Source organism: Aeromonas sp. 600886 (genome assembly GCF_049174935.1).
Lineage (GTDB): Bacteria > Pseudomonadota > Gammaproteobacteria > Enterobacterales > Aeromonadaceae > Aeromonas > Aeromonas veronii_A.
Genome location: NZ_JAAKUB010000008.1, coordinates 147434 through 168093, shown reverse-complemented (window position 1 = coordinate 168093; position 20660 = coordinate 147434). Strand labels below are relative to the sequence as shown.

Sequence of the window (20660 nt, the reverse complement as noted above, 5' to 3'; positions counted from 1 at the left end):
CCCCGATGCGGTACATAGGGGGTTCTGAGTAGAGAAATGCTAGTTGAAAATGTGTAAACCTATTTCAGGACTAGACAGTGTTCAGATGAGCACGACGAAGTCTGTCTGGCTAAAAACGGTACTCGATATGGAGGGTATGGCTGTCCAGCCCCGGGTTCTTGTCATACATATAGGCGTTGGACATGTGCTCATACTGATAGCCGATCAGCCAATTCTTGGTGATGGCGTAACCGAGGCCGATACCCAGAGCGAACTGCAAGGGACCGCCGTAATCCTTGTAGCCGTGGCCGCGGGTGCCAAATTGATACTGATCGAGCCAGACCATTTCGCCGGGGATCCAGGTCACCCAGTTACCCCATTGGCATTCGATACGGGCACCGCCTCCCAGTCTTGCTGTCTCTTCATCTTCTAACTTGAGGGTACCGCCACGCACTCCCAATCCAAATTGACAGGCCGAGTCTCCCCAGCGCCAGAACATGTGGTGAAACTTGGCATCGGCGATCTTGATGTCAAGCTTTTCATTGTTGAACGCCTTGCCCAGCTGCAGGGCAAGAATATTGTCATTGGCCACGGCCCCTGTGCTGGTGAGCAGTGAAACCAGCAGGCCAATCCTTGATAGAGTGTTAGCGTCCATGCCCCCTCCAATGTCGTTGAGACCCTGTGGTGCCGATTCAATCGGACACATATCAGGCATAGTCAACAGGCAATAACCCTGTCAATCACGGCCAGAAAAACTAAAAAAAACCATGTTGGCGAATAAATGGTCTATCACTTTTATGTTCTCAATAACGGGGGAAAAACGGAGTCTGGCTGAACGTTATTTGAACAGTTTGTTATGTGTGATGTTAATGGCGGTCACTTTTCAGGCAATGGCTGAGTGGATTGATGGGGATATCAGAGAGGTTGCCGAACTCGAATAAAGTATTGCCAACCATATTTTAATTGAAAGTTCAATGGATGTGACTCACAAAAATTAATTTCTTTTTGGAGGAGCGAGGGATAATTAAGAAATTTCTAAATTAATCTTGCTTGTCGTCAAAAATATTTACACCGTACGAATACATTTATTACCAATGCTGCTTTGAGTGTAAATCTTTTAAAAACAGAGTCTTGTGTCCCTCTTTGTCGTGTGAAGAATGCAGGTGAGTTTTTTGAGTGTTGACCCAATTGTGGCTAATTGATAGCATTCGAAAAAAATGAGAATAAACATGATATACGTCACATTGTGACGTTCTCATGCACGGGGTGGGTGCTTACATTGCAATCAATTTCTGTCTGCTTTTTGAGCTGGCAGGCATCGTTATTTTCCCTCCTGTTTTAGTTTTACATCCATTTTGTCTGTTTTTTGTCCGGGAAGATGTCATTGCCGTGCGGTAGCTATGGCAAAAAAACAGTGTTTCGCATCAACATCGCTACATCTTTACAGCAATTGAGCAGCATTGCTCATTTTAGAGCTCATGCCTACTTCTGATGAGACTATTGCTGTTCTGTCTGAGATCCATCATATATCGTGTCTTGCTCGATTCACTCAGAACATTCTGAAATGTGTGCTGTAAATGGTAATTTTTTGAGCAAAGCCCTCTTGTTCAGACTGCCTGGTATCGCTTCGCAGTCTCGGCAGATTGTCTGTTGATGAGGAACTCAAAACCCGCTTTTGCAGTTGCAGGGCTGGGGATGAACAGCCACATGTCAGTTCGTTTTTTGGTCATGAAAGATAATGAGTCGATCGGCAATAGCGTTGCCAGACCATAAGGCGACCTGGCTTTAACAGATCAACACTTGACTCCATGGGAAATATTGACACATGAATTTTGCAACCCGGTTATTGGCCATATCGTTAGCCATACAAGTTGGTGGCTGTGCATATGAGCCAAAGCAGGTAGAAGCGTCTCGTCCTCTCGTCAACCCGTCTGTTGCTACCGAATTGTATGCCATGCCTCCCGATCTGCAGCAGGCGCTGAATACATTGCCACAAGGCGCTGCATTCAGTAGAAACAATGTTACCTATACCCTGGGGCAACGCTATGTTTCGGCTCTGGGTCTTGAGTGCGTTGAGTTGTTGTTTAACAGCATGCAAGGCCATTCGCAAAGGCGCGCGGCATGCAAGACTGAAGAACAATGGTATCTGATACCTCAACTGGAACAGACCTCTGTCAGCAACCTTCTTGCTGAGCAATAAAATGAAGGCACATGTTTTGAACAAAATGAAAATTTATCAGCTCGGCACACTTCTGTTTCTCATCAGTACATCCTGCGCAACCATGGCCATTGCCGCCCCGGATTTAGCGCAAGCAAATGGATCATCATTTGGTTACACCCTTTCAGGAAAGGCTGCTGAAAACACCGGCACCCAGCTTGGTGGTCAAGCAGCACTGAGTGGGCAGGCCAACACAAGTTCAACGACCGGGAGTTTTACTCAACAGAATCGTCAAGGGATGTTGTTACCCGGTGAGGCAGATGTACGTAAATTACTGCCCCTGGCAGAGGCTGGATTACCTCCTCCCTATGGCGCCAATCTGTTTGCCGGTGGCTATGAGACCGAACGCAGCGATGGCTTGAATGACAATTATCTGATAGCGCCAGGGGACAAGCTTAATATCTGGATCTGGGGGGCCGTCAATTTTTCAAATGTAGTGACGGTAGATAATCAGGGCAATATTTTCATCCCTGATGTCGGCCCGATAAATGTCAAGAATGTACCTGCCAGCCAGGTCAATAATCTGGTGACCAGCAGAATTGGCGATGTTTTTACAAATAATGTCAATATCTACGTCAACCTGCTGACAACAACTCCCGTGAGTGTGTTTGTCACTGGCCCGGTAATACGGCCAGGCCAGTATGCGGGTCAATCTTCTGACAGTGTGCTCTATTTTCTAAAGCGGGCTGGGGGGATCGACTCGGAGCGCGGCAGCTATCGTCAAATAAAGGTATTACGCCAGAATCAGGTCATCCAAAAAATCGATCTGTATGAATTCATGCAGCAGGGCAAAATGCCCAAGCTCTCTTTTAAAGATCAGGATGTCATCCTGGTAGAGCCACAGGGCCCGATGATAAATGTCGCAGGCAAGGTTCGTAATCCCTTCCGTTTCGAATTGACTCAGCGCAATACGCTAGGCTCGGAGCTGGTCAACTATGCACTGCCGCTTGCCAAGGTGAGCCATGTCGGGGTGATAGGTGACCGTCCAAGTGGTCCATTCTCCATCTATTTACCTTACAAGGATTTTGCCAGCCTCCAGCTTAAGGATGGTGACAAAGTCTTGTTCAACGATGACATGCATGCTCAGGTTTATGATGTGCAGGTCGCTGGTAGCTATATGGGGCCTTCATATTTCACTGTGCGCAAGCAGACCAAGCTGCATGAGCTGCTCAACCATATTCCCATTGATCCACAGCTTGCCGATTACCAATCCATCTACCTGATGCGCAAGAGTGTTGCTGCGCGGCAAAAAGAGATGTTGGAAGAGTCGCTCAACCGGTTGGAGCGCAGTGTGTTTACTGCTCCTGCCAGCTCGGATGGTGAAGCGGCGATCCGTGCCAAAGAGGCAGAACTGGTGATGCGCTTTGTCGAAAAAGCCAGAAAAATCCAGCCACTTGGCAAGGTGGTGGTCGCAGACAAGGGGATTGTTGCGAACATTCAGCTGGAACAGGGTGACCAGATTGTCATACCGAACAGAACGGACCTGATCCAGGTCGGTGGGGAAGTATTGATGCCGCAAGCTGTGGTCTATAACGCCAATGCAACTCTCGATGACTATGTGGCCTGGGCGGGTGGATTTACCGAGCGTGCGAATGACCAGCGGATTGCCGTGGTTCATGCCAACGGGTTGGTGGAGTTTAAAGATAAGGGGAGTGTCCAGCCCGGTGATCAGATCCTGGTGTTGCCCAAGGTCGACAGCAAAACCATGCAATCGGTCAAGGATATTACCCAAATCATTTATCAGATCGCCGTGGCTGCTAACGTAGCAATTAACTAAGCCGCTTCTTGCTGTAAAAAAGCAGACTCGCGAATGGGCGAGTCTGCTATGGGTAAAGCGAACTAATGAATAAACCGATTCTTAATCAAACGCCGCGCACATCCTTGCAGGTGTTGCGAGATGTTGTCTTTGGCCTGCTTATTCGTGAGCTTAAAACCCGCTTTGGTAGTTACCGGTTGGGTTATGCCTGGGCTCTGCTGGATCCGCTGCTAATGATTGGTTTTTTCAGCCTGATTTTTGGTCTGCGGAACCACAGTGGCTTTGGTGGGGCACCGGCACCACTCTTTATCACCGCCGGGTATTTGCCCTTTCTCTTTTTTAGAAATGTGGTGAGTAAACTGCAAACGGCAGTTAGCTCCAATATGGGGCTGTTTTGCTACCGTCAGGTCACCCCATTCTCGACCTTCATCGCGCGCTTTATGCTCGAAACCATGGTGGGGATGATGGTGGGGGGGGTATTGATATTGGGGTTAATCTGGTTTGGTTTTGATGCCATCCCCGCCGACCCGCTGCAGGTGCTTCTTATCTATCTGCTTCTGATGGTATTCTCGTTTTCCCTCGGCATTGTTTTTTGTGTTATCTGCAACTTGATGCAAGAGGCCGACAAGTTTCTCGGTCTGCTGATGATGCCATTGATGTTTGTCTCTTGTGTCATGTATCCGCTGGCCACCATTCCGGCCCAATATCGGCACTGGTTTTTATGGAATCCGCTGGTGCATGCCCTCGAGCTGATTCGCAGTGGCTGGATTGCCGGCTATAGCAGCCCATATGTTAGTTGGGAGTATCTGGCTGCGGTCACCCTGATACTGCTCACCTTCGCCATGAGTTGCTATCGGTTAAGCCACCGCCGCTTGATTGCCAGTTAAAGTGATCCACATGATTGTTCTTGATTCAGTTACCAAGTATTACCCGACCAAATTTGGTCGTAACTATGTGCTGCGCGATGTATCGCTCACCCTGCCTCAGGACCGCAATATCGGCATTCTGGGGGTCAACGGGGCGGGCAAATCGACCCTGCTACGACTGCTCGGGGGCATGGATATGCCCAACCGTGGCAAGGTGAGCCGGCATTGCCGGGTCTCCTGGCCACTGGCATTGGGGGGCGGTTTTCAGGGCAGCATGACGGGGCGTGAAAATACCCGCTTTGTTTGCCGCATCCACGGGGTACGCGAGACAGCTGCCGTGGAAGAGTGGGTCAAGGAGTTCTCGGAAATCGGTCAGCATTTCGAGCTGCCAATCAAGGGATACTCCAGTGGTATGCGTTCCAAATTTTCCTTTGCGGTTAGCATGGCGTTTGATTTCGATATCTATCTGACTGACGAAATCACCTCGGTGGGGGATGCCCGCTTTAAACAGAAGTGTATCGATGTATTTAACCAGAAACGTGAAACTGCCAGCCTTATTATGGTGTCGCACGATATGAAAAACCTGCGTCAGCAGTGTGATATGGGTATTTTATTACGAAATAGCCGATTGGAGGTATTTGACAATATCGACGATGCGATCCGTATTTATCAAAATCTATAATAAGCACAATTAAACATGACACAACCTATCAGAACAGAAAAGCCATCACGCTTCGTGCGGAAGCTTCGCAAACTTGGCAAAGAGCCGAAGCGTTTCTTCATTGATTCCAACGGTTATAAAATTGCCCACAGGTCCTGGCAACAGAGTCTGAAACTGGGCAGCTTTTTGTGGGTTGTAGCCTGCTTTACCATGGCATCGATCTATTTTGGCGGGATTGCTTCAGACCGTTATGTCAGCCGAAGTGACATCATTATCAAGCAGGCAGATCAGATCAAAATGTTGCCCGATGCTCTGTCTATGCTGGGGCTGGGTGGTAGCAATCATCAGGACGTATTGCTGGTACAAGAGTACCTGCGCTCCTGGGATCTGCTGGCCAAGCTGGATCGCGAATTGGCGCTCAAAGCGCACTACCAAAGCCATGATGCCGACTTCTTCTCCCGTTTATCGGGGGAGGCGACCCGCGAAGAGTTTCTTGAATATTACCGTGATCACCTGACCTTGCGTCTTGATGAACTCTCCGGGGTATTAACTATCGAACTGCAGGCTTTTGATCCCGTATATGGCCAGCAGGTAGTGAGCATGATGCTGAAAGAGGCGGAAGGTTTTATCAACAAGCTGGGCCACCAGGTCGCCATGGATCAGCTTGCGTTTGTCGAGCAAGAGGTTAACCGTTCCCATCAACGCTTGCAGGCAGAGAAAGCCAAGGTACTGGCGTTTCAAAATAGCCATCAGCTAATCAGCCCGGAATCGACCAGCACTGCACGCCTTGGTGTGGTCAGTGAAATTGAAGCCGAGCTGGTGCGCCAGCAGGCAGAACTGAAGCAATTGCGCAGTTATATGAAAGAGAGCGCACCAGGGGTGGTATCGGTGCAAAGTCGTGTTGATGCATTAAGCAAGCAACTGAAACAGGAAAAGGCGAAATTGACCACCAATGATGCCGGTGCTGGCACTCAGTTGGCACCTGAGGCAATGAACGAAATCACTGCCCAATATATGGATCTGAAAACCCAGGCCACTCTGGCTGCTGATCTCTACAAGACGGGCCTTATCAGTCTGGAGCAAGCCCGCGTTGAGGCATATCGCAAGCTGAAACACCTGCTGGTCGTGACGCAGCCAACCTTGGCGGAAGAAGCCGAATACCCACGCCGCTTGTATAACCTGGTCACAATTGGTGTTCTGCTTTGCCTCTTCTATGGCCTGATTGTTATGGGGCTGGCGACCTTGCGTGAACACCAGGATTGATAAGGTGATGCAAGATAGGTCAGAACTGTATTCTTGGCAGATGAGAATATCATCTGCCAAAGAGATAACGTTGAGGAATGAGGTCTGCCTGTCAGAATATAGCCAAGCGACTATTGTATATAAATTTATTGGTTTTTTGATAAAAACCAGCATGCTATTCATATTCCACGCTATATAGATAATAGGTGGCTATGATTTTCACTTTATTATATGTGTGGATCAATTTCTTTGGGCAATAATAAACGACCATGTATTGCTTTAGTGGCCGACCAGTTTACTACATTCAGTTTGGCTCCAGACGCAGATTTAATTCAAATAACACCGATAGATTGGCAATGGAAGTTAAGATTTTACAAACCTGACTTTTTATTTGTCGAATCAGCCTGGCGTGGTTATAAGGATAGCTGGAAAGGGAAAATAGCCAGTTATGCCAATAGTTCGCCCAATAAACCAGAGCTGCGGAGGTTGCTGGAATTCTGCCAAAAGCGGAAAATCACAACAATTTTCTGGAACAAAGAGGATCCGTTTCACTTCGAACGCTTTGCTGATGCGGCCGCGTTGTTTGATGTGGTCTACACCACGGATTCCGGCTCACTGGAGCGCTATCATGCGCTCCCCCATCAGCGTTTTCAGCATGTCGGTGTGCTGATGTTTGCTGCCCAGCCACGCTGGTATCAACCTGCAGAGAAGGGAGTGCGCGGTCAGGAGGTCGCATTTCTGGGGGGCTATTATGGTAACGAGCTGGCTGAGCGAAGCAGGGTTCAGGAGGATATTCTTCTGGCATTGCGAGATAAGAATCTGATTATTTTTGACCGGTTTTGGCAGAAGGGAAATGGCTGCAGCTATCCTGAGCAACTACAACCTTACTGTAAACCTGCGATCACTCAAATGTCGGTTGCCAAGGCATATCAGCAATATCAAATATATTTAAACTTCAATACGATTAGTCAATCTTCAACCATGCTATCCCGTCGGGTGTTTGAATTGGCCGCTGCTGGCTGCCCTATTATCAGCACCCCTTCGATCGCCATGGATAACATTTTTGGCAAGAGCATTGTCGCAGTGCAGGATGGTGCTGCGGCGCGCGAATGGTGTGAACAATTACAAAAAAACGTTCGACTAAGAGACGAATTGGGTCAAAACGCGATGGAAATCGTGCTGGCCCAACACACCTGGCAACACAGGCTGACACAGCTCAACAGTGAACTCAGTCTTTATTAGTTAATTTCGGATAGATAAAACCAATTAGCTCACACGGGAGTGATTATTATGCCAATTAAGGCGCAGCGAGTATTGATCGTTTTTGGTACCAGACCGGAAGCCATCAAGATGGCCCCTATCGTCAAGGCTTTCCAGGCCAATCGCAAGGTTGACGTGCGGGTCTGTGTGACCGGGCAACACCGGGAGATGCTGGATCAGGTTCTCAACCTGTTCGAAATTGAACCGGAATATGATCTCAACATCATGAAGCCGGGCCAGGATCTGACCGATGTCACGACCGCCATCTTGCAGGGGCTCAAACCCGTTTTTGCCGAGTTCAAACCGGACCGCATTCTGGTGCATGGTGACACGGCTACGTCGTTTGCGGCGACACTGGCCGCCTACTACCACCGTATCGCGGTTGGCCATGTTGAAGCAGGGCTGCGCACCGGCAACATCTACTCTCCCTGGCCGGAAGAGGGGATGCGTCGTTTGACTGGCGGCATCGCCGATCAACACTACACCCCGACGATCAGCTCGCTGAAAAACCTCATCATGGAGAACATCGCTCCGGAGACCATCTTCGTCACCGGTAACTCGGTGATCGACGCCTTGATTGAGGTTTCCCAACGCATTGATAAAAACCTTGGCATGAAGGCTGAACTGGCCGCGCGCTTCCCTTTCCTCGACAAGAGCAAGAAGCTGATCCTGGTCACCGGCCATCGCCGCGAAAACCATGGCGATGGCTTTGAGCGGATCTGCAAGGCGCTCTCCGTACTGGCCCAGCGTGATGATGTGCAAATCGTCTATCCGGTGCACCTCAACCCCAATGTACAAGAGCCGGTCAACCGCAACCTCAAGGGTCTCGACAATGTACATCTGATCGAGCCGCAAGATTACCTGCCGTTCGTCTATCTGATGAAGCAGAGCTACCTGATCCTGACCGACTCGGGCGGTATTCAGGAAGAGGCGCCCACCTTGGGCAAACCGGTGCTGTGCATGCGAGATACCACAGAGCGTCCTGCTGCCGTCAAGGCGGGAACAGTTCGTCTGGTGGGGACCTGTGACGAGACTATCGTTGCAGAAACCGTTCGCCTGCTGGATGACGAGCTGGCCTACCAGGTGATGAGCCATGCCAACAACCCCTATGGGGATGGCAGAACCAGTCAACGCATCGTTGAGGCTGTCATTGGCCTGAGCGGCGCCCTCGGCCAGCAGATTGACAGCAGCCTGCAAGTGGCCTGATTTACAGATTACATAACTGTCCTTGGGGGCATATTTGCCCCCTGTTTTACTTTTGAGAGCACAAGATAATGAAATTCGAAACCATCTCCGTCGTTGGTCTGGGCTATATCGGTTTGCCAACAGCAGCAGTCATCGCTAGCAACGGCATTCGGGTTATCGGTGTCGATGTCAACCAGCATGCGGTAGACACCATCAATCAGGGCAAGATCCATATCGTGGAACCGGGCCTGGAAGATCTGGTCAAGCAAGCGGTGCAGGATGGCCACCTGAGCGCACACACCAGCCCGCAGAAGGCGGATGCCTTCCTGATTGCTGTGCCGACCCCGTTCAAGGGTGAAGATCACGAACCGGATCTGAAATATATCGAGAGTGCTTCCCGTGCCCTGGCGCCCATGCTGGAGAAAGGCAATCTGGTGGTACTGGAGTCCACTTCTCCGGTGGGGGCCACCGAACAGATGGCCAAATGGCTGGCCGAAGAGCGCAGCGATCTGACCTTCCCGCACACAGTGGCAGAAGGCCAGACCCCTGACATCTTTGTTGCCCACTGCCCGGAGCGCGTGTTGCCCGGTCAGGTGATCCGCGAGCTGGTGGAGAACGATCGCATCATCGGTGGCATGGACAAGGCCAGTACCGAAGCCGCCACTCAGGTCTACAAGATGTTTGTCAAGAAGGGTGAGTGCATTGCCACCGAAGCGCGCACCGCCGAGATGAGCAAGCTGACCGAGAACGCTTTCCGTGATGTCAATATCGCCTTTGCCAACGAACTGTCGCTGATCTGTGACCAGCAGGGCATCAATGTGTGGGAGCTGATCTCCCTTGCCAACCGTCACCCGCGAGTCAATATTCTGCAACCGGGTTGCGGCGTGGGTGGCCACTGCATCGCAGTTGATCCCTGGTTTATCGTCAACCAGAATCCTGACACTGCCAAAATCATCCACCAGGCTCGCCTGGTCAACGACTACAAGCCGCACTATGTGGTGGCGCAGGTAGAAAAAGCGGTTGCCGGTCTGAGCAATCCGAAAATTGCCTGTCTGGGTCTGGCCTTCAAACCGGATATCGACGATCTGCGTGAGAGCCCGGCGCTGGATATCACCAAGACCCTGGCAAATAACCCGGCTTATAAAATTCTGGCGGTTGAGCCCAATATCGAAGCACTGCCGCCGGTACTGGAAAACCGTAACAACGTCGTTCTTTCCACACTATCCAATGCCCTGCAACAGGCTGATGTCATCGTGATTTTGGTCAAGCACAAGCAATTCCTGGGCATGACCCTGCACGATGCAAGGTCCAGCGAGATACTCGACTACGTTAACGCCATTCAGTAATTAACTACGGGGCCATGTCAACATGGCCCCGTTCACATATATAAAAAATATGAAAAAACAAATAAATAATAGAATTAAAAAGAGAAAGACAGCTGCAACGTCAAAAGCTGATCTGATAAAGCAACTGGATATTGCGACCAATACGTCTGCAGAAAAGATAGATCTTCTTGAAGGTGAGGTTTCTCTATCTAAAACCCAATTGCATGAAGCCAGGGTTAAATATAGAAACATTACCCAGCAGGTCGCCAATTATAAGGGGAAAGTCTCACTCCTAGAAAAGGAGTATGATGAAGTTCGTGTACAGAGGGATGCTCTTGAGGCACAGCTTCACCAGCTTAATAATCAGGTTGAGCAACTCAATGAACACCTATTGAAAAAAGACAGCATCCTGTCTGTCAATACGGCGATAACACAATCTATTCAGTCTGATCAAGAACACATGAAAATGGACTTCTTGCGTTCAAGGCTTGCCCTTCATGAGATGAGGCAAGAGTTGGCGCGTGTTCATCATGAACTGGAAGAGCAGCGGATGAAAGCTGCCAAACTTAAAAATACCCTCTCTTATCAACTCGGCCACGCACTTATTTTCTCGACCAAGAGCTGGAAGGGCTTCTTCTCTTTACCACTCAAATTATTGGCACTGAAGAAGACAGCTAAAGAACGTCGTGGAATTACCTCATCCCCAAACATCTTGCCCAAGTTACTGCTTGACACGACAGGTGCTACCAGTCGTGCCGATCTGATTCATCTTGAACGTGCTATCGAGAAACTGGTTTTGGATACGGGCGATGGTATCTCCAACGCGTTAAGACGTCTAAAAGTCGCCAGTATTATGGATGAATTCACCTATCTATCCTACGAGCCTGAGTGCAACCTGCTTCAGCTTACCCCGCAGAATTGGTTGACCGAGCTTGAGTCATTCCGGCCAGAGTTGCTCATGATCGAGTCTGCCTGGCGCGGTAAAAATGACCTCTGGGGTAGTAAAGTCGGCCATATGAGCCAGGAAGTCGTCGATATTGTCGAATGGTGCCGCAATAACAGTGTACCCACAGTCTTCTGGAATAAAGAAGATCCGGTTCACTTTGAAACCTTTCTTAATACAGCAAAGCTCTTTGATTATGTCTTTACCACAGACATCGATTGTATTAGTCGATATAAGACAGCTCTTGGGCACGGTCGTGTTTATTTTCTGCCATTTGCTGCCCAACCAAAGGTTAATAACCCGATTGAGAAGTATCAGCGTAAGGATGCATTCTGCTTTGCCGGTGCCTACTATACGAAATATCCTGAGCGTACCCGTGACCTCGGGGATTTTTTGTTGAGTCTGCCCAATTTTAAACCAGTTGAAATATATGATCGTAATTTTGGAAAAAATATTCCTGATTATCAATTCCCAGAAGAGTATCAACCTTTTATTGTCGGTACGCTCCCTTATAGCGAGATCGACAAGGCCTACAAGGGTTATTACTACTCTATCAATTTGAACTCGATCAAACAGTCGCAATCGATGTTTGCGCGCCGAGTTTTCGAGTTGCTTGCTTCCAACACGATCACCGTCAGTAACTTCTCTCGTGGAGTTCGCGCCATGTTTGGCGATTTGGTCTTCACAGGGGATTCCGGGAGTGAGTTGGTCAGGCGGTTGCAGAATGTCGCCGGCAATCCGCTAAAGGTGAAGCAGCTACGACTGATGGCCCTACGCAAGATCATGCTGGAACATACCTACCAAGATCGTCTTGCCTATATCTACTCCAAAGTCAGCGACACTCAGCTTGAAAACATGCTGCCCGCTATCTGCGTCACGGGCTACGCCAGAAGCATCGAAGAGTGTGTTCTCCTGATGCAGCACTTCAATCGTCAGCAGTATGACAACAAGCGTATGGTTATTGTCACAAGCAATGGATTGGACACCTCTGGTCTCGCGCCTCAGGACGCGATCACCTTGCTCAGTGCTTCCGACGCAGAGCAGTTGCGACTACGCGAGGTGTGCGGTGGCGCTTGGCTGTCGGTCATGGTCGCTGAAGATTACTATGGCCCCCATTATCTGACTGACATCATCATTGCGACTCGCTATACCGACGCACAGGTCATCGGTAAAGGAGCCCTCTATAAGGTCAAGAGTGATGAACTGCAATTAAATTATGGTGAGCGAATTTATCAAGAGGTGGCTAGCCTGCCGGCGCGAAGCAGCCTGGCGTTTGGTTCAGTGATCCCCGAGAATAACCTTCGAGAATGGGTCACCAGTCTCTATACCTATCACTATGAAAATGTTCTCGCCTTCTCGGTGGATGAATTCAACTACTGCATGAATGGTGCTGAGGTTGCTGAACGCTTCGATGCGTTCAATGCCCCCACACTGGAAACTGGTTATGGCCTGTCCGAGCTCAACCAGATCGCAGAAAATTGTCAGCCATTTGAGCGTAGTGTTGATGAACTGCCCGCTCTGCACGCAACAACCCTGAATGAGTTGCTGGTACCGGCCAAAAATACGCAAGTTTCAGCCGTGATGGAAAATGGCCTGCTGACCCTGAGTTCCTCTCTTCCGGACGGAAAACACGAATACTGGTATGCCAAGCGCGAACACCACCTGTCGGAGCTCAATGTACAAGATGGCAAGCTTCGCCTGCACATGGAAACCACACCGGGGCTGAACCTGCAATTTGTCCTCTTCTTTATGGACACTAACAAGGAGCGGCTCTCTCATGTGGTGAAACCTGCCAATCGCAATGTGGAGATTCCACTTCCCAGCGGGACGGCATCGGTCAAGTTTGGCCTGCGGATCTATGCTGCTGGCTCGGCGTCGCTGTCATCGCTCATTCTCGACTTCAAGCCTCAGACACCCTGCCAGCAACTGGCGTGCAACCCGTACCTGGTGATTACCAACAACTATCCCAGCTACAACGACCTTTATAAAAATGCCTTCGTTCACAGTCGCGTCAAGGCTTACAAAGAGGCTGGTGTAGTCTGCGATGTCTTCCGCTTCAAGGCCGATACAGCGCTCTCTTATCATGAGTTCGAAGACATAGATGTCACCACAGGGGGATCCGAAGCTCTCGAGGTACAACTACGGCACGGTCGTTACAAGCACATCGTGATCCACTTTATCGATCGTGGAATATGGGACGTTATCAAGCAGCATCTGGACCAGGTGCAGGTGACTGTCTGGACCCATGGCGCTGATATTCAGTCCTACGAGCGCCGAGCCTTCCTCTATGACACACCTGAGCAACACGCCAAAGCACAGACCTTGAGTGATGCCCGTCTTTCTCTGTGGCGAGAGATGCTCAGCCCCATGCACCCAAATCTGAAAATAGTCTTTGTGTCACGGTATTTGGCAGAAACCTCAATGGAGGATCTGGGAATCCAGATCCCACCGCAGCAATATGCAATCATCCATAATCCGATTGACACTGACTTCTTTGAATACAAACCAAAAAGTGTTGAACAGAGAAAGAAAATTCTTTCTATCCGACCTTATGCCTCCCGCGTTTATGCTAATGACCTGATGGTCAAAGCCATTTTGGAGTTGCAGCAATACGAGTTCTTTAAAGAGCTGGAATTCAGAATCATTGGTGACGGCCCACTATTTGACGAGATCCTCGCTCCCATCGCCGGACTGGACAACGTCATTATCGAACGGCGCTTTGTCAATCGTCATGAGATCAAGGCGCTCCATCAGCAATATGGGCTCTTTATGTGTCCCACCCGTATGGATACACAAGGCGTATCACGGGATGAGGCAATGGCCTCAGGATTAATACCGCTCACTAATGCTGTAGCGGCAGTGCCCGAATTTGTGGATAGAGACTCTGCAATCTTAGACTATGCAGAACATTATTCATCTCTTGTGAAAGGGATTATAGCTATCTACTCTTCCCCTGAAGAGTTTATGCGAATGAGTACCAATGCAAAGAATAGAGTTAGAATGAATTGTTCAAACAAAGCAACAATTGAGTTAGAATTGAATCAAATCACAAATAAAAATATTTAAACACAAGACTAAATTATGAGACTAGCCATTTTTGGTAGCTGTGTAAGTAGAGACTCCATTGGCTTTGATGAAGAAGATAAAATTGAACTTCTTGCCTATTTTGCAAGAAGTTCAATGGCCAGTGCATTTGGAAATGAACCCAAAGACACCCCTGTTGACACAAGTGTTATTAAGTCTCAATTTCAACGAAGAATAGTTGATTATGACATCAACAAGACGTTTAGACGAGATATCACTGCGTTAGACTTCGATTATCTGCTTATGGATTTCATTGATGAGCGATTTAATATCTGGAGATCCCCTGAAGGGGGTCTCCTTACTCTGTCAAATGAATTTATGTCCTCAAAGCATGAACTAAATGGTGGCAAACTCATTCAATCTGGCAGTATTGAGTGGCTCAGGTATTGGGAAATGGCCTGGAGTTCATTTTATGAACTCATGAAGGGGAATGGATTACAAAACAAAATAATAATAAGTGAATCCTATTGGTCTGAATACATGGCATCTGGGTGTAATACAATTCCAAATTATCCAAACACTCTTATTAAACGCTCAAATGAAGTATTAGCTAAACTATACGAAATTATAAGAAAAGATCTTCCCGACTCAGCTTTCATAAGATTTTCCCAATGTGAACTAATAGCTAAGAACGATCATCAGTGGGGCGTTAGCCCATTCCATTATATAGATGACTACTATAAAAAAATAATAAACTTCCTTTACAAAAAAGAGCGCGCCGATATTTTATCTAATGCACTATCTAGTGATTTTATTTCAGTAAGGTTTAATGGAAATAATATTGACGTGTCTTATGATGGGAATCTTCCTGACTCCATTGTATCAGCATGTTATTTTTTAATTAATAACAACCGATGGGATATCAAACATTATAGTAACACCCACAGTTTTCAGATAAACGTCCCTGACGAATTCACCAAAGGGGTTGACACGATTGAAGTCATCTATTTCCTAAGAGATTCGTATGATAATAGAGCATCATTGAGGCTCAATGTTGAGGAATAAATGTCGATTGATTTCATAATTCCTTACTTCTATTCCTCGCACCGAGGTAGTAAAAAGGATTGCGATGACAGACTGACCTCTTGCTTGGAAAGCGTTGATGGGGAGAATATCTGTATTGTCGCAAATGAAGCAGGTTCGCAAAGATACAAGAATATCAGCTTTCATTGTATAGCGACAAACGATATTACTAATGCTAGCGCCAGAAACATTGCTGTTAACAAGAGCAATAGTGAAAAAATTTTCTTTCTAGATGCGGACTTAATAGTTAACTCTCAATTACTGGCACATTTCAATGTAAAAGAAAGTGATAGGACTACAGCCCCTATAGCATTTGAAATGTACCCCTGTCTCTATCTAACCAAGGAAGAGACTGAGCGCTTTGATGGGGATTTTCAGGGCTGCCTGGAGTCTTTTTTGCGGGGAGAAAATCACCGGGTGGAGGGAATCGCCCTGGCCAGCAGTTGCTTGCTGATGAATCGCGAGTGGTTTTTGCAGCTGGGGGGCTTTGACGAGCAGTTTGTCGGCCATGGCGGCGAAGATCTCGAACTGATTGACAGGCTCACCCGTCATTACCCCATCGGGCCACGACCTGATGACTATGCCCTCAATATCAAGGCACAGCATCCGGGAGATTATCAGGGGTTTCGCCGCTATTTCAGTTATTATGCGCTGCCCCATCTGTTTGCCGGCCGGTTTCTGGTTCACCAGTGGCATCCGCGCCCACTGACTCACCCTTACCACAAGCGGCGGGCTAACAATGATCAGTTGCTTGAGCAGATGCTGGCTCGCAGTGAAGCAGAGCGAGGCCCGTTGAAAGGGCCCGTGGTGCCCTGTAACGACCTTGGCGGGGAGCTGCCGGATTTTCGCGAGTGGATGATCCGTTTGCAGGAGGAGGCGGGCTATCCGGTGAGCGAATATCCGGGGCTGTTGCGCTGGCAAGAGGGGGTGCAGCGCAAGCGGCCACTGTGGCGCAAGCTGCGCAAGCTCTACCTCAACCCTCGGGCCTTTTTCAGAGATATGTTTAAGCCCACATCTCGCTGAACTTTTTATCTGAGCAATTTGCATGACTCTATGGACACAATCCAGCGGCATACTGGCCCGCAGCACTCAAATCAGCGCCTGTCTGGGACAACCCTTGGCGCGCTTTGCTTCCCCTGATGCCGTACAGCCGGGGGATGTGCTGGTCGGCTGGGGCCAGAAGGCTAATACCCACCAGATCAAGGAGCAGGCCAAGACCCTGAGTTTGCCCTATTGGCAGCTTGAAGATGGCTTTATCGGTTATATCGGCCACCCCGCTAGGGGGGGCAAGGCGGTCTCGCTGATCGCCGATCCGGTGGGGATCTATTACGATGCCCGCCAGCCCAGCCAGCTTGAACAATTGATTGCCACCCCGTGCGAGCCACAGATGTTGGCACGGGCCGAGCGACTGATCGATGAGCTGGTACGCCTCGGGGTCACCAAATACAACTGTTATGCCACTGCCCCCGATCAGTCGATTGCCAGCGGCAGCGTGACCGCCCTCTCTGCTGTCGGGGACTATGGCGGCTTGCCATCAGGGCTTGCCACACGTCTGCAGCAGAGCGCCAAACCCAGGGTCCTACTGGTCGATCAGGTGGCGGGGGATCTCTCCATTCCGGGGGCGCTGGCCAGTGAAGCTGATTTTGTGGCGATGGTGGAGGCGGCGCGCCGCAATCATCCCGATGCGCGCCTGCTGCTGCGCACCCATCCCGATACTCGCCTTGGCAAGAAGCGCGGGGTGTTGGCCCGTCTGAACCTGGATGATGTGGAGATTGTGGCCGATCACTGCCATCCCCATGCACTGCTCAATGTGGTGGATGCTGTCTATACGGTGTCATCCCAGCTTGGTTTTGAGGGCCTGTTGCTTGGCAAGCCGGTCTATTGCTTCGGTATGCCGTTTTATGCGGGTTGGGGGCTGACCCATGACAGCAAGCAGTGTGAAAGGCGCAACGTAAAAGTGTCGCTCGCCCAGCTGGTCGCGGCAGCCTTGATCCGCTATCCCCGCTATCTCGACCCTGTGCTGGGCCAGCGTTGCGAGGTAGAGGAGGTGATCGCCATTATTGCCAATCAGCGCCGCCCCGCGCCGCGCTGGCGCAGGCTTTATCTGGTCGGTTTCTCGCTGTGGAAGCGGGCATTTATGCAGGCGTTTTGCCAGCATTTGGCCGATGAGTTGCGCTTTGTGCGCAAGCCACCCAAGCGGTTGACCGGTGACGAGCAGATATTGGTGTGGGGTAGCCGCCACCCTGATCTCGCCTCTGCAATCCGGGTCGAGGATGGTTTTATTCGCTCGAGGGGGCTGGGCTCCAATCTCTGTCGTCCCTCCTCCTTGTCACTGGACCCGGTCGGGATCTATTTCGACAGTCGCACTCCCAGCGGGCTGGAACAGTTGCTCAACTATCAGGAGTTGACAGAGGCGGAGGTCAAGCGCGGGGATGCGCTGCTCGCCTTGCTACGGGAACACAGGGTCAGCAAATACAATGTGGGCGAGCCGCAGCACTACACCAGGCCCGATGATGGTCGTGAGCTGGTGCTGGTGGTGGGTCAGGTAGATGGCGATGCCTCCATTCTGACCGGGAGCCCCCATATTCGCAGCAATGAGCAGTTGCTGTGGGCGGTGCGAGCGGCCAAACCCGATGCTCATATTCTCTACAAGCCACACCCTGATGTGGTGGCGGGCAATCGTGGTGGGGCGATTTCTGCGGCCTGTCTGGCGGAGTGTGTCGATAGCCAGGTGCTGGATATTGGGCTCACCAGCCTCTATCCCCATGTGGATGAGCTGCATACCATGACCTCGCTCAGTGGCTTCGAGGCGCTGGTGCAGGGGGTCAAGGTGACGACCTGGGGCCAACCCTTCTACAGTGGCTGGGGGTTGACAACGGATGCCAATCCGCCTGCTCGTCGTCAACGTAGTCTGCCGCTGGCGGCGCTGGTCTATCTGACGCTGGTTGCCTATCCGCTCTATCTCGATTGGCAGACCGGGCTCTGGATAAGTCCGGAGCAGTTGATCCACCAACTGGCGAAGCAGGGACACTCATCGGCCCAAAAAGCGAGCCGCTGGCAACGCTGGCAGCTCAAGCTCGGTTACTTGTTCCAGACGCTCATGCAGCGCCCCTCTCTCTCCCCGTTTTTGAGATAAGTCGTCAATGAAGATTTTGTTACTGCAAGGCCCGCTTGGCCCTTTCTTTCAGACCCTGAGTCGTCAGTTGACCGAGGCGGGACATCAGGTGGTGAAGATCCATTTCAATGGCGGGGATGAGTGCTGGCCCTGTGCCGGAAAAAATCTGCGTTTTCGCGGGAAACCGGAAAGCTGGAACGCCTTTTTCCGCCGGGTGCTCAAGCAGCAGGGTATCGATACGGTGATCTGTTACGGGGACTGCCGTTATTACCATCTGGAGGCTGGCCGTATCTGCAAGTTGAAGCGAGTGCCATTCTGGGCGATGGAGGAGGGCTATCTCAGACCCGATTTCGTCACGCTGGAGCAGGGGGGGGTCAATGCCTTCAGCCCCTGGTATGAGCGGCGCGATCAACTTGCCCAACTGGATTGGCCTGTGCCTTATGACAGCTCGCTCAAGGTGGGCAAGACCTTTGCGGTGCGCGCCTGGTATGCCAGTCGCTACCACATCAACAAGTCGCTGTTCCGTTGGCGTTATCCCCACTTTGTGAATCACCGTCCCTGGAGTCTGGTGCAGGAGGCGATGGGGTGGGTCTGTGGCGCCATGGTGAAATACGGCAACTTGCGCCAGGATCGCGCCCTGCTCAAGGCGTTGCCGCAGCACGCCGGGCGGATCTTCTTTGTGCCACTGCAAGTGACCGAGGATTTTCAGATCCGTGAGCACTCTGACCTGAGCGGGGTAGAGGAGATGGTTGCGCAGGTGATCAACTCCTTTGCGGAGCATGCCAAACCCGAAGATGTGTTGTTGTTCAAGCACCACCCCATGGATCGGGGCTATGTCAGTTATCGTGCCCAGATAAACAGGCTCATTGCGGTGCTTGGCCTGGAGGGGAGGGTCTTTTACGGTTATGAACTGCCGCTGCCAACCCTGTATCCCTTGCTCAAAGGGGTGATCACCATCAACAGCACGGTCGGTCTCTCTGCTTTGCTCCATGATGTACCCACCTTCTGCATGGGGCGGGCACTCTATGATATTGACGGTCTGACCACCAAAGGTTCGCTGGCCTCCTTCTGGCACTCGCAGAGCCCGGTATGTGCCGAGACATTCAAACGGGTGCGCCACTCCTTGCTCCATCTGACCCAGCTCAATGCCAGTTTTTACCGTCATCTGAAAATGAGTGCGCTGGCGGTCATGGAAAAAATGAAGCTTTCAGCGCCGAATATGCGTGATGAGCTCGTATCGCCGGAACGCCGTATGAGGGTGAATAATACCATGTGCCTTACATTACCCTGGCTGGCCACTCTCGATGGTATTAGCGACCCGTTTACATCTATCGGTTCAACCGCTCTGATGTTACTCGTTTGATGTCTGCCTATTTTTGATTTAGTGTGTTAGTGAGAGGTAAATAAAACCAGGAAGGTTAACATGAACATTCACGGTTGCTTGTTATCCATTGGACTCTTGGGGTTGCCGACTTTTTCCATGGCAGCTGAACATGATCTTTCACTTATTATTCACGGGGCATCAATACACAGTGATTGTTCGCAGGGAACAGGAAAAAAAAGCAAAACCTGTGACTTTAATGGTTTTAACCCGGGATTGGGATTGGCGTGGGTGTTCTTGGGTGACAACGACACGGGAAAACTTGCGCTGCGCGGCGGGCTTTATCGGGATTCTCTAGAAAATACAGCTGGTTATGCGGGTTTCTCTTATCGGAAAGAGTGGTATCTCACCGAACATGTTTTTGCTGGGGTAGGGGCGCAGGCTGGTTATCTCAACGGTTCGGGTATTGATGGTTTTGCCGCTTTGCCGATAGTGATACTGGGTTACAAGTCAGTTGCATTGGAAGTCGGTTATGCACCCAAGGTTGATTGGGTACCTGGGGGAGACCATGTCGCGGTCACCACCTTCTCATTGCGATGGACGCTGTAATATTAGCGAAATATGATCGCCATTACGCATTGTACTTTGTCATTTTGTCACGTTTTTTTAATACGCATTTGTG

15 protein-coding genes are annotated in these 20660 nt (G+C 50.2%); 14 read left to right on the top strand and 1 reads right to left on the bottom strand.

Annotation, left to right across the window (positions count from 1 at the left end):
- Nucleotides 1-109 precede the first annotated feature (109 nt).
- On the bottom strand, nt 110-634 hold the full coding sequence (locus G5179_RS08845) for an acyloxyacyl hydrolase (RefSeq protein ID WP_421254615.1): 525 nt from the start codon (nt 632-634) through the stop codon (nt 110-112).
- 1170 nt (nt 635-1804) lie between these two features.
- Here G5179_RS08845 and G5179_RS08840 point away from each other — a divergent pair.
- From G5179_RS08840 to G5179_RS08775, 14 genes are all read left to right on the top strand, one after another.
- Complete coding sequence (locus G5179_RS08840) at nt 1805-2179, top strand: hypothetical protein (protein WP_201996467.1); 375 nt, start codon at nt 1805-1807, stop codon at nt 2177-2179.
- Nucleotides 2166-3974: a polysaccharide biosynthesis/export family protein gene (locus G5179_RS08835; protein WP_421258209.1), complete on the top strand. Its 1809-nt coding sequence runs from the start codon at nt 2166-2168 to the stop codon at nt 3972-3974. The genes G5179_RS08840 and G5179_RS08835 overlap by 14 nt, the downstream gene beginning before the upstream one ends.
- A gap of 65 nt (nt 3975-4039) precedes the next feature.
- The gene (locus G5179_RS08830; RefSeq protein ID WP_421254614.1) at nt 4040-4840 is read left to right on the top strand and encodes an ABC transporter permease; all 801 of its coding nucleotides are present in this window, start codon (nt 4040-4042) and stop codon (nt 4838-4840) included.
- A gap of 10 nt (nt 4841-4850) precedes the next feature.
- Nucleotides 4851-5501 carry an ABC transporter ATP-binding protein gene (locus tag G5179_RS08825; RefSeq protein ID WP_201989227.1) on the top strand — a complete coding sequence of 217 codons (651 nt, stop codon included), beginning with the start codon at nt 4851-4853 and terminating at the stop codon, nt 5499-5501.
- Nucleotides 5502-5516: 15 nt separating this feature from the next.
- Complete coding sequence (locus G5179_RS08820; RefSeq protein WP_421254613.1) at nt 5517-6743, top strand: sugar transporter; 1227 nt, start codon at nt 5517-5519, stop codon at nt 6741-6743.
- Between the two features lie 228 nt (nt 6744-6971).
- Nucleotides 6972-7964: a CgeB family protein gene (locus tag G5179_RS08815; protein ID WP_421254612.1), complete on the top strand. Its 993-nt coding sequence runs from the start codon at nt 6972-6974 to the stop codon at nt 7962-7964.
- A gap of 48 nt (nt 7965-8012) precedes the next feature.
- Nucleotides 8013-9188, top strand: a complete 1176-nt coding sequence (gene wecB / locus G5179_RS08810; RefSeq protein ID WP_227342487.1) for a non-hydrolyzing UDP-N-acetylglucosamine 2-epimerase — start codon at nt 8013-8015, stop codon at nt 9186-9188.
- 68 nt (nt 9189-9256) lie between these two features.
- The gene (wecC, locus tag G5179_RS08805) at nt 9257-10513 is read left to right on the top strand and encodes a UDP-N-acetyl-D-mannosamine dehydrogenase (RefSeq protein ID WP_421254611.1); all 1257 of its coding nucleotides are present in this window, start codon (nt 9257-9259) and stop codon (nt 10511-10513) included.
- A gap of 22 nt (nt 10514-10535) precedes the next feature.
- Nucleotides 10536-14501 (top strand): glycosyltransferase family protein, encoded by a 3966-nt coding sequence (locus G5179_RS08800; RefSeq protein ID WP_421254610.1) that lies wholly within the window; start codon nt 10536-10538, stop codon nt 14499-14501.
- A 15-nt stretch (nt 14502-14516) separates the two neighbouring features.
- On the top strand, nt 14517-15524 hold the full coding sequence (locus G5179_RS08795; protein WP_421254609.1) for a DUF6270 domain-containing protein: 1008 nt from the start codon (nt 14517-14519) through the stop codon (nt 15522-15524).
- Nucleotides 15525-16565, top strand: a complete 1041-nt coding sequence (locus G5179_RS08790) for a galactosyltransferase-related protein (protein WP_421254608.1) — start codon at nt 15525-15527, stop codon at nt 16563-16565.
- Nucleotides 16566-16587: 22 nt separating this feature from the next.
- Nucleotides 16588-18678, top strand: coding sequence for a capsular polysaccharide biosynthesis protein (locus G5179_RS08785; RefSeq protein ID WP_421254607.1), 2091 nt, complete (start codon nt 16588-16590; stop codon nt 18676-18678).
- A gap of 7 nt (nt 18679-18685) precedes the next feature.
- Nucleotides 18686-20020 (top strand): capsule biosynthesis protein, encoded by a 1335-nt coding sequence (locus G5179_RS08780; protein ID WP_216953368.1) that lies wholly within the window; start codon nt 18686-18688, stop codon nt 20018-20020.
- A gap of 60 nt (nt 20021-20080) precedes the next feature.
- Complete coding sequence (locus G5179_RS08775) at nt 20081-20587, top strand: hypothetical protein (RefSeq protein ID WP_227342501.1); 507 nt, start codon at nt 20081-20083, stop codon at nt 20585-20587.
- The last annotated feature ends 73 nt before the right edge of the window (nt 20588-20660 follow it).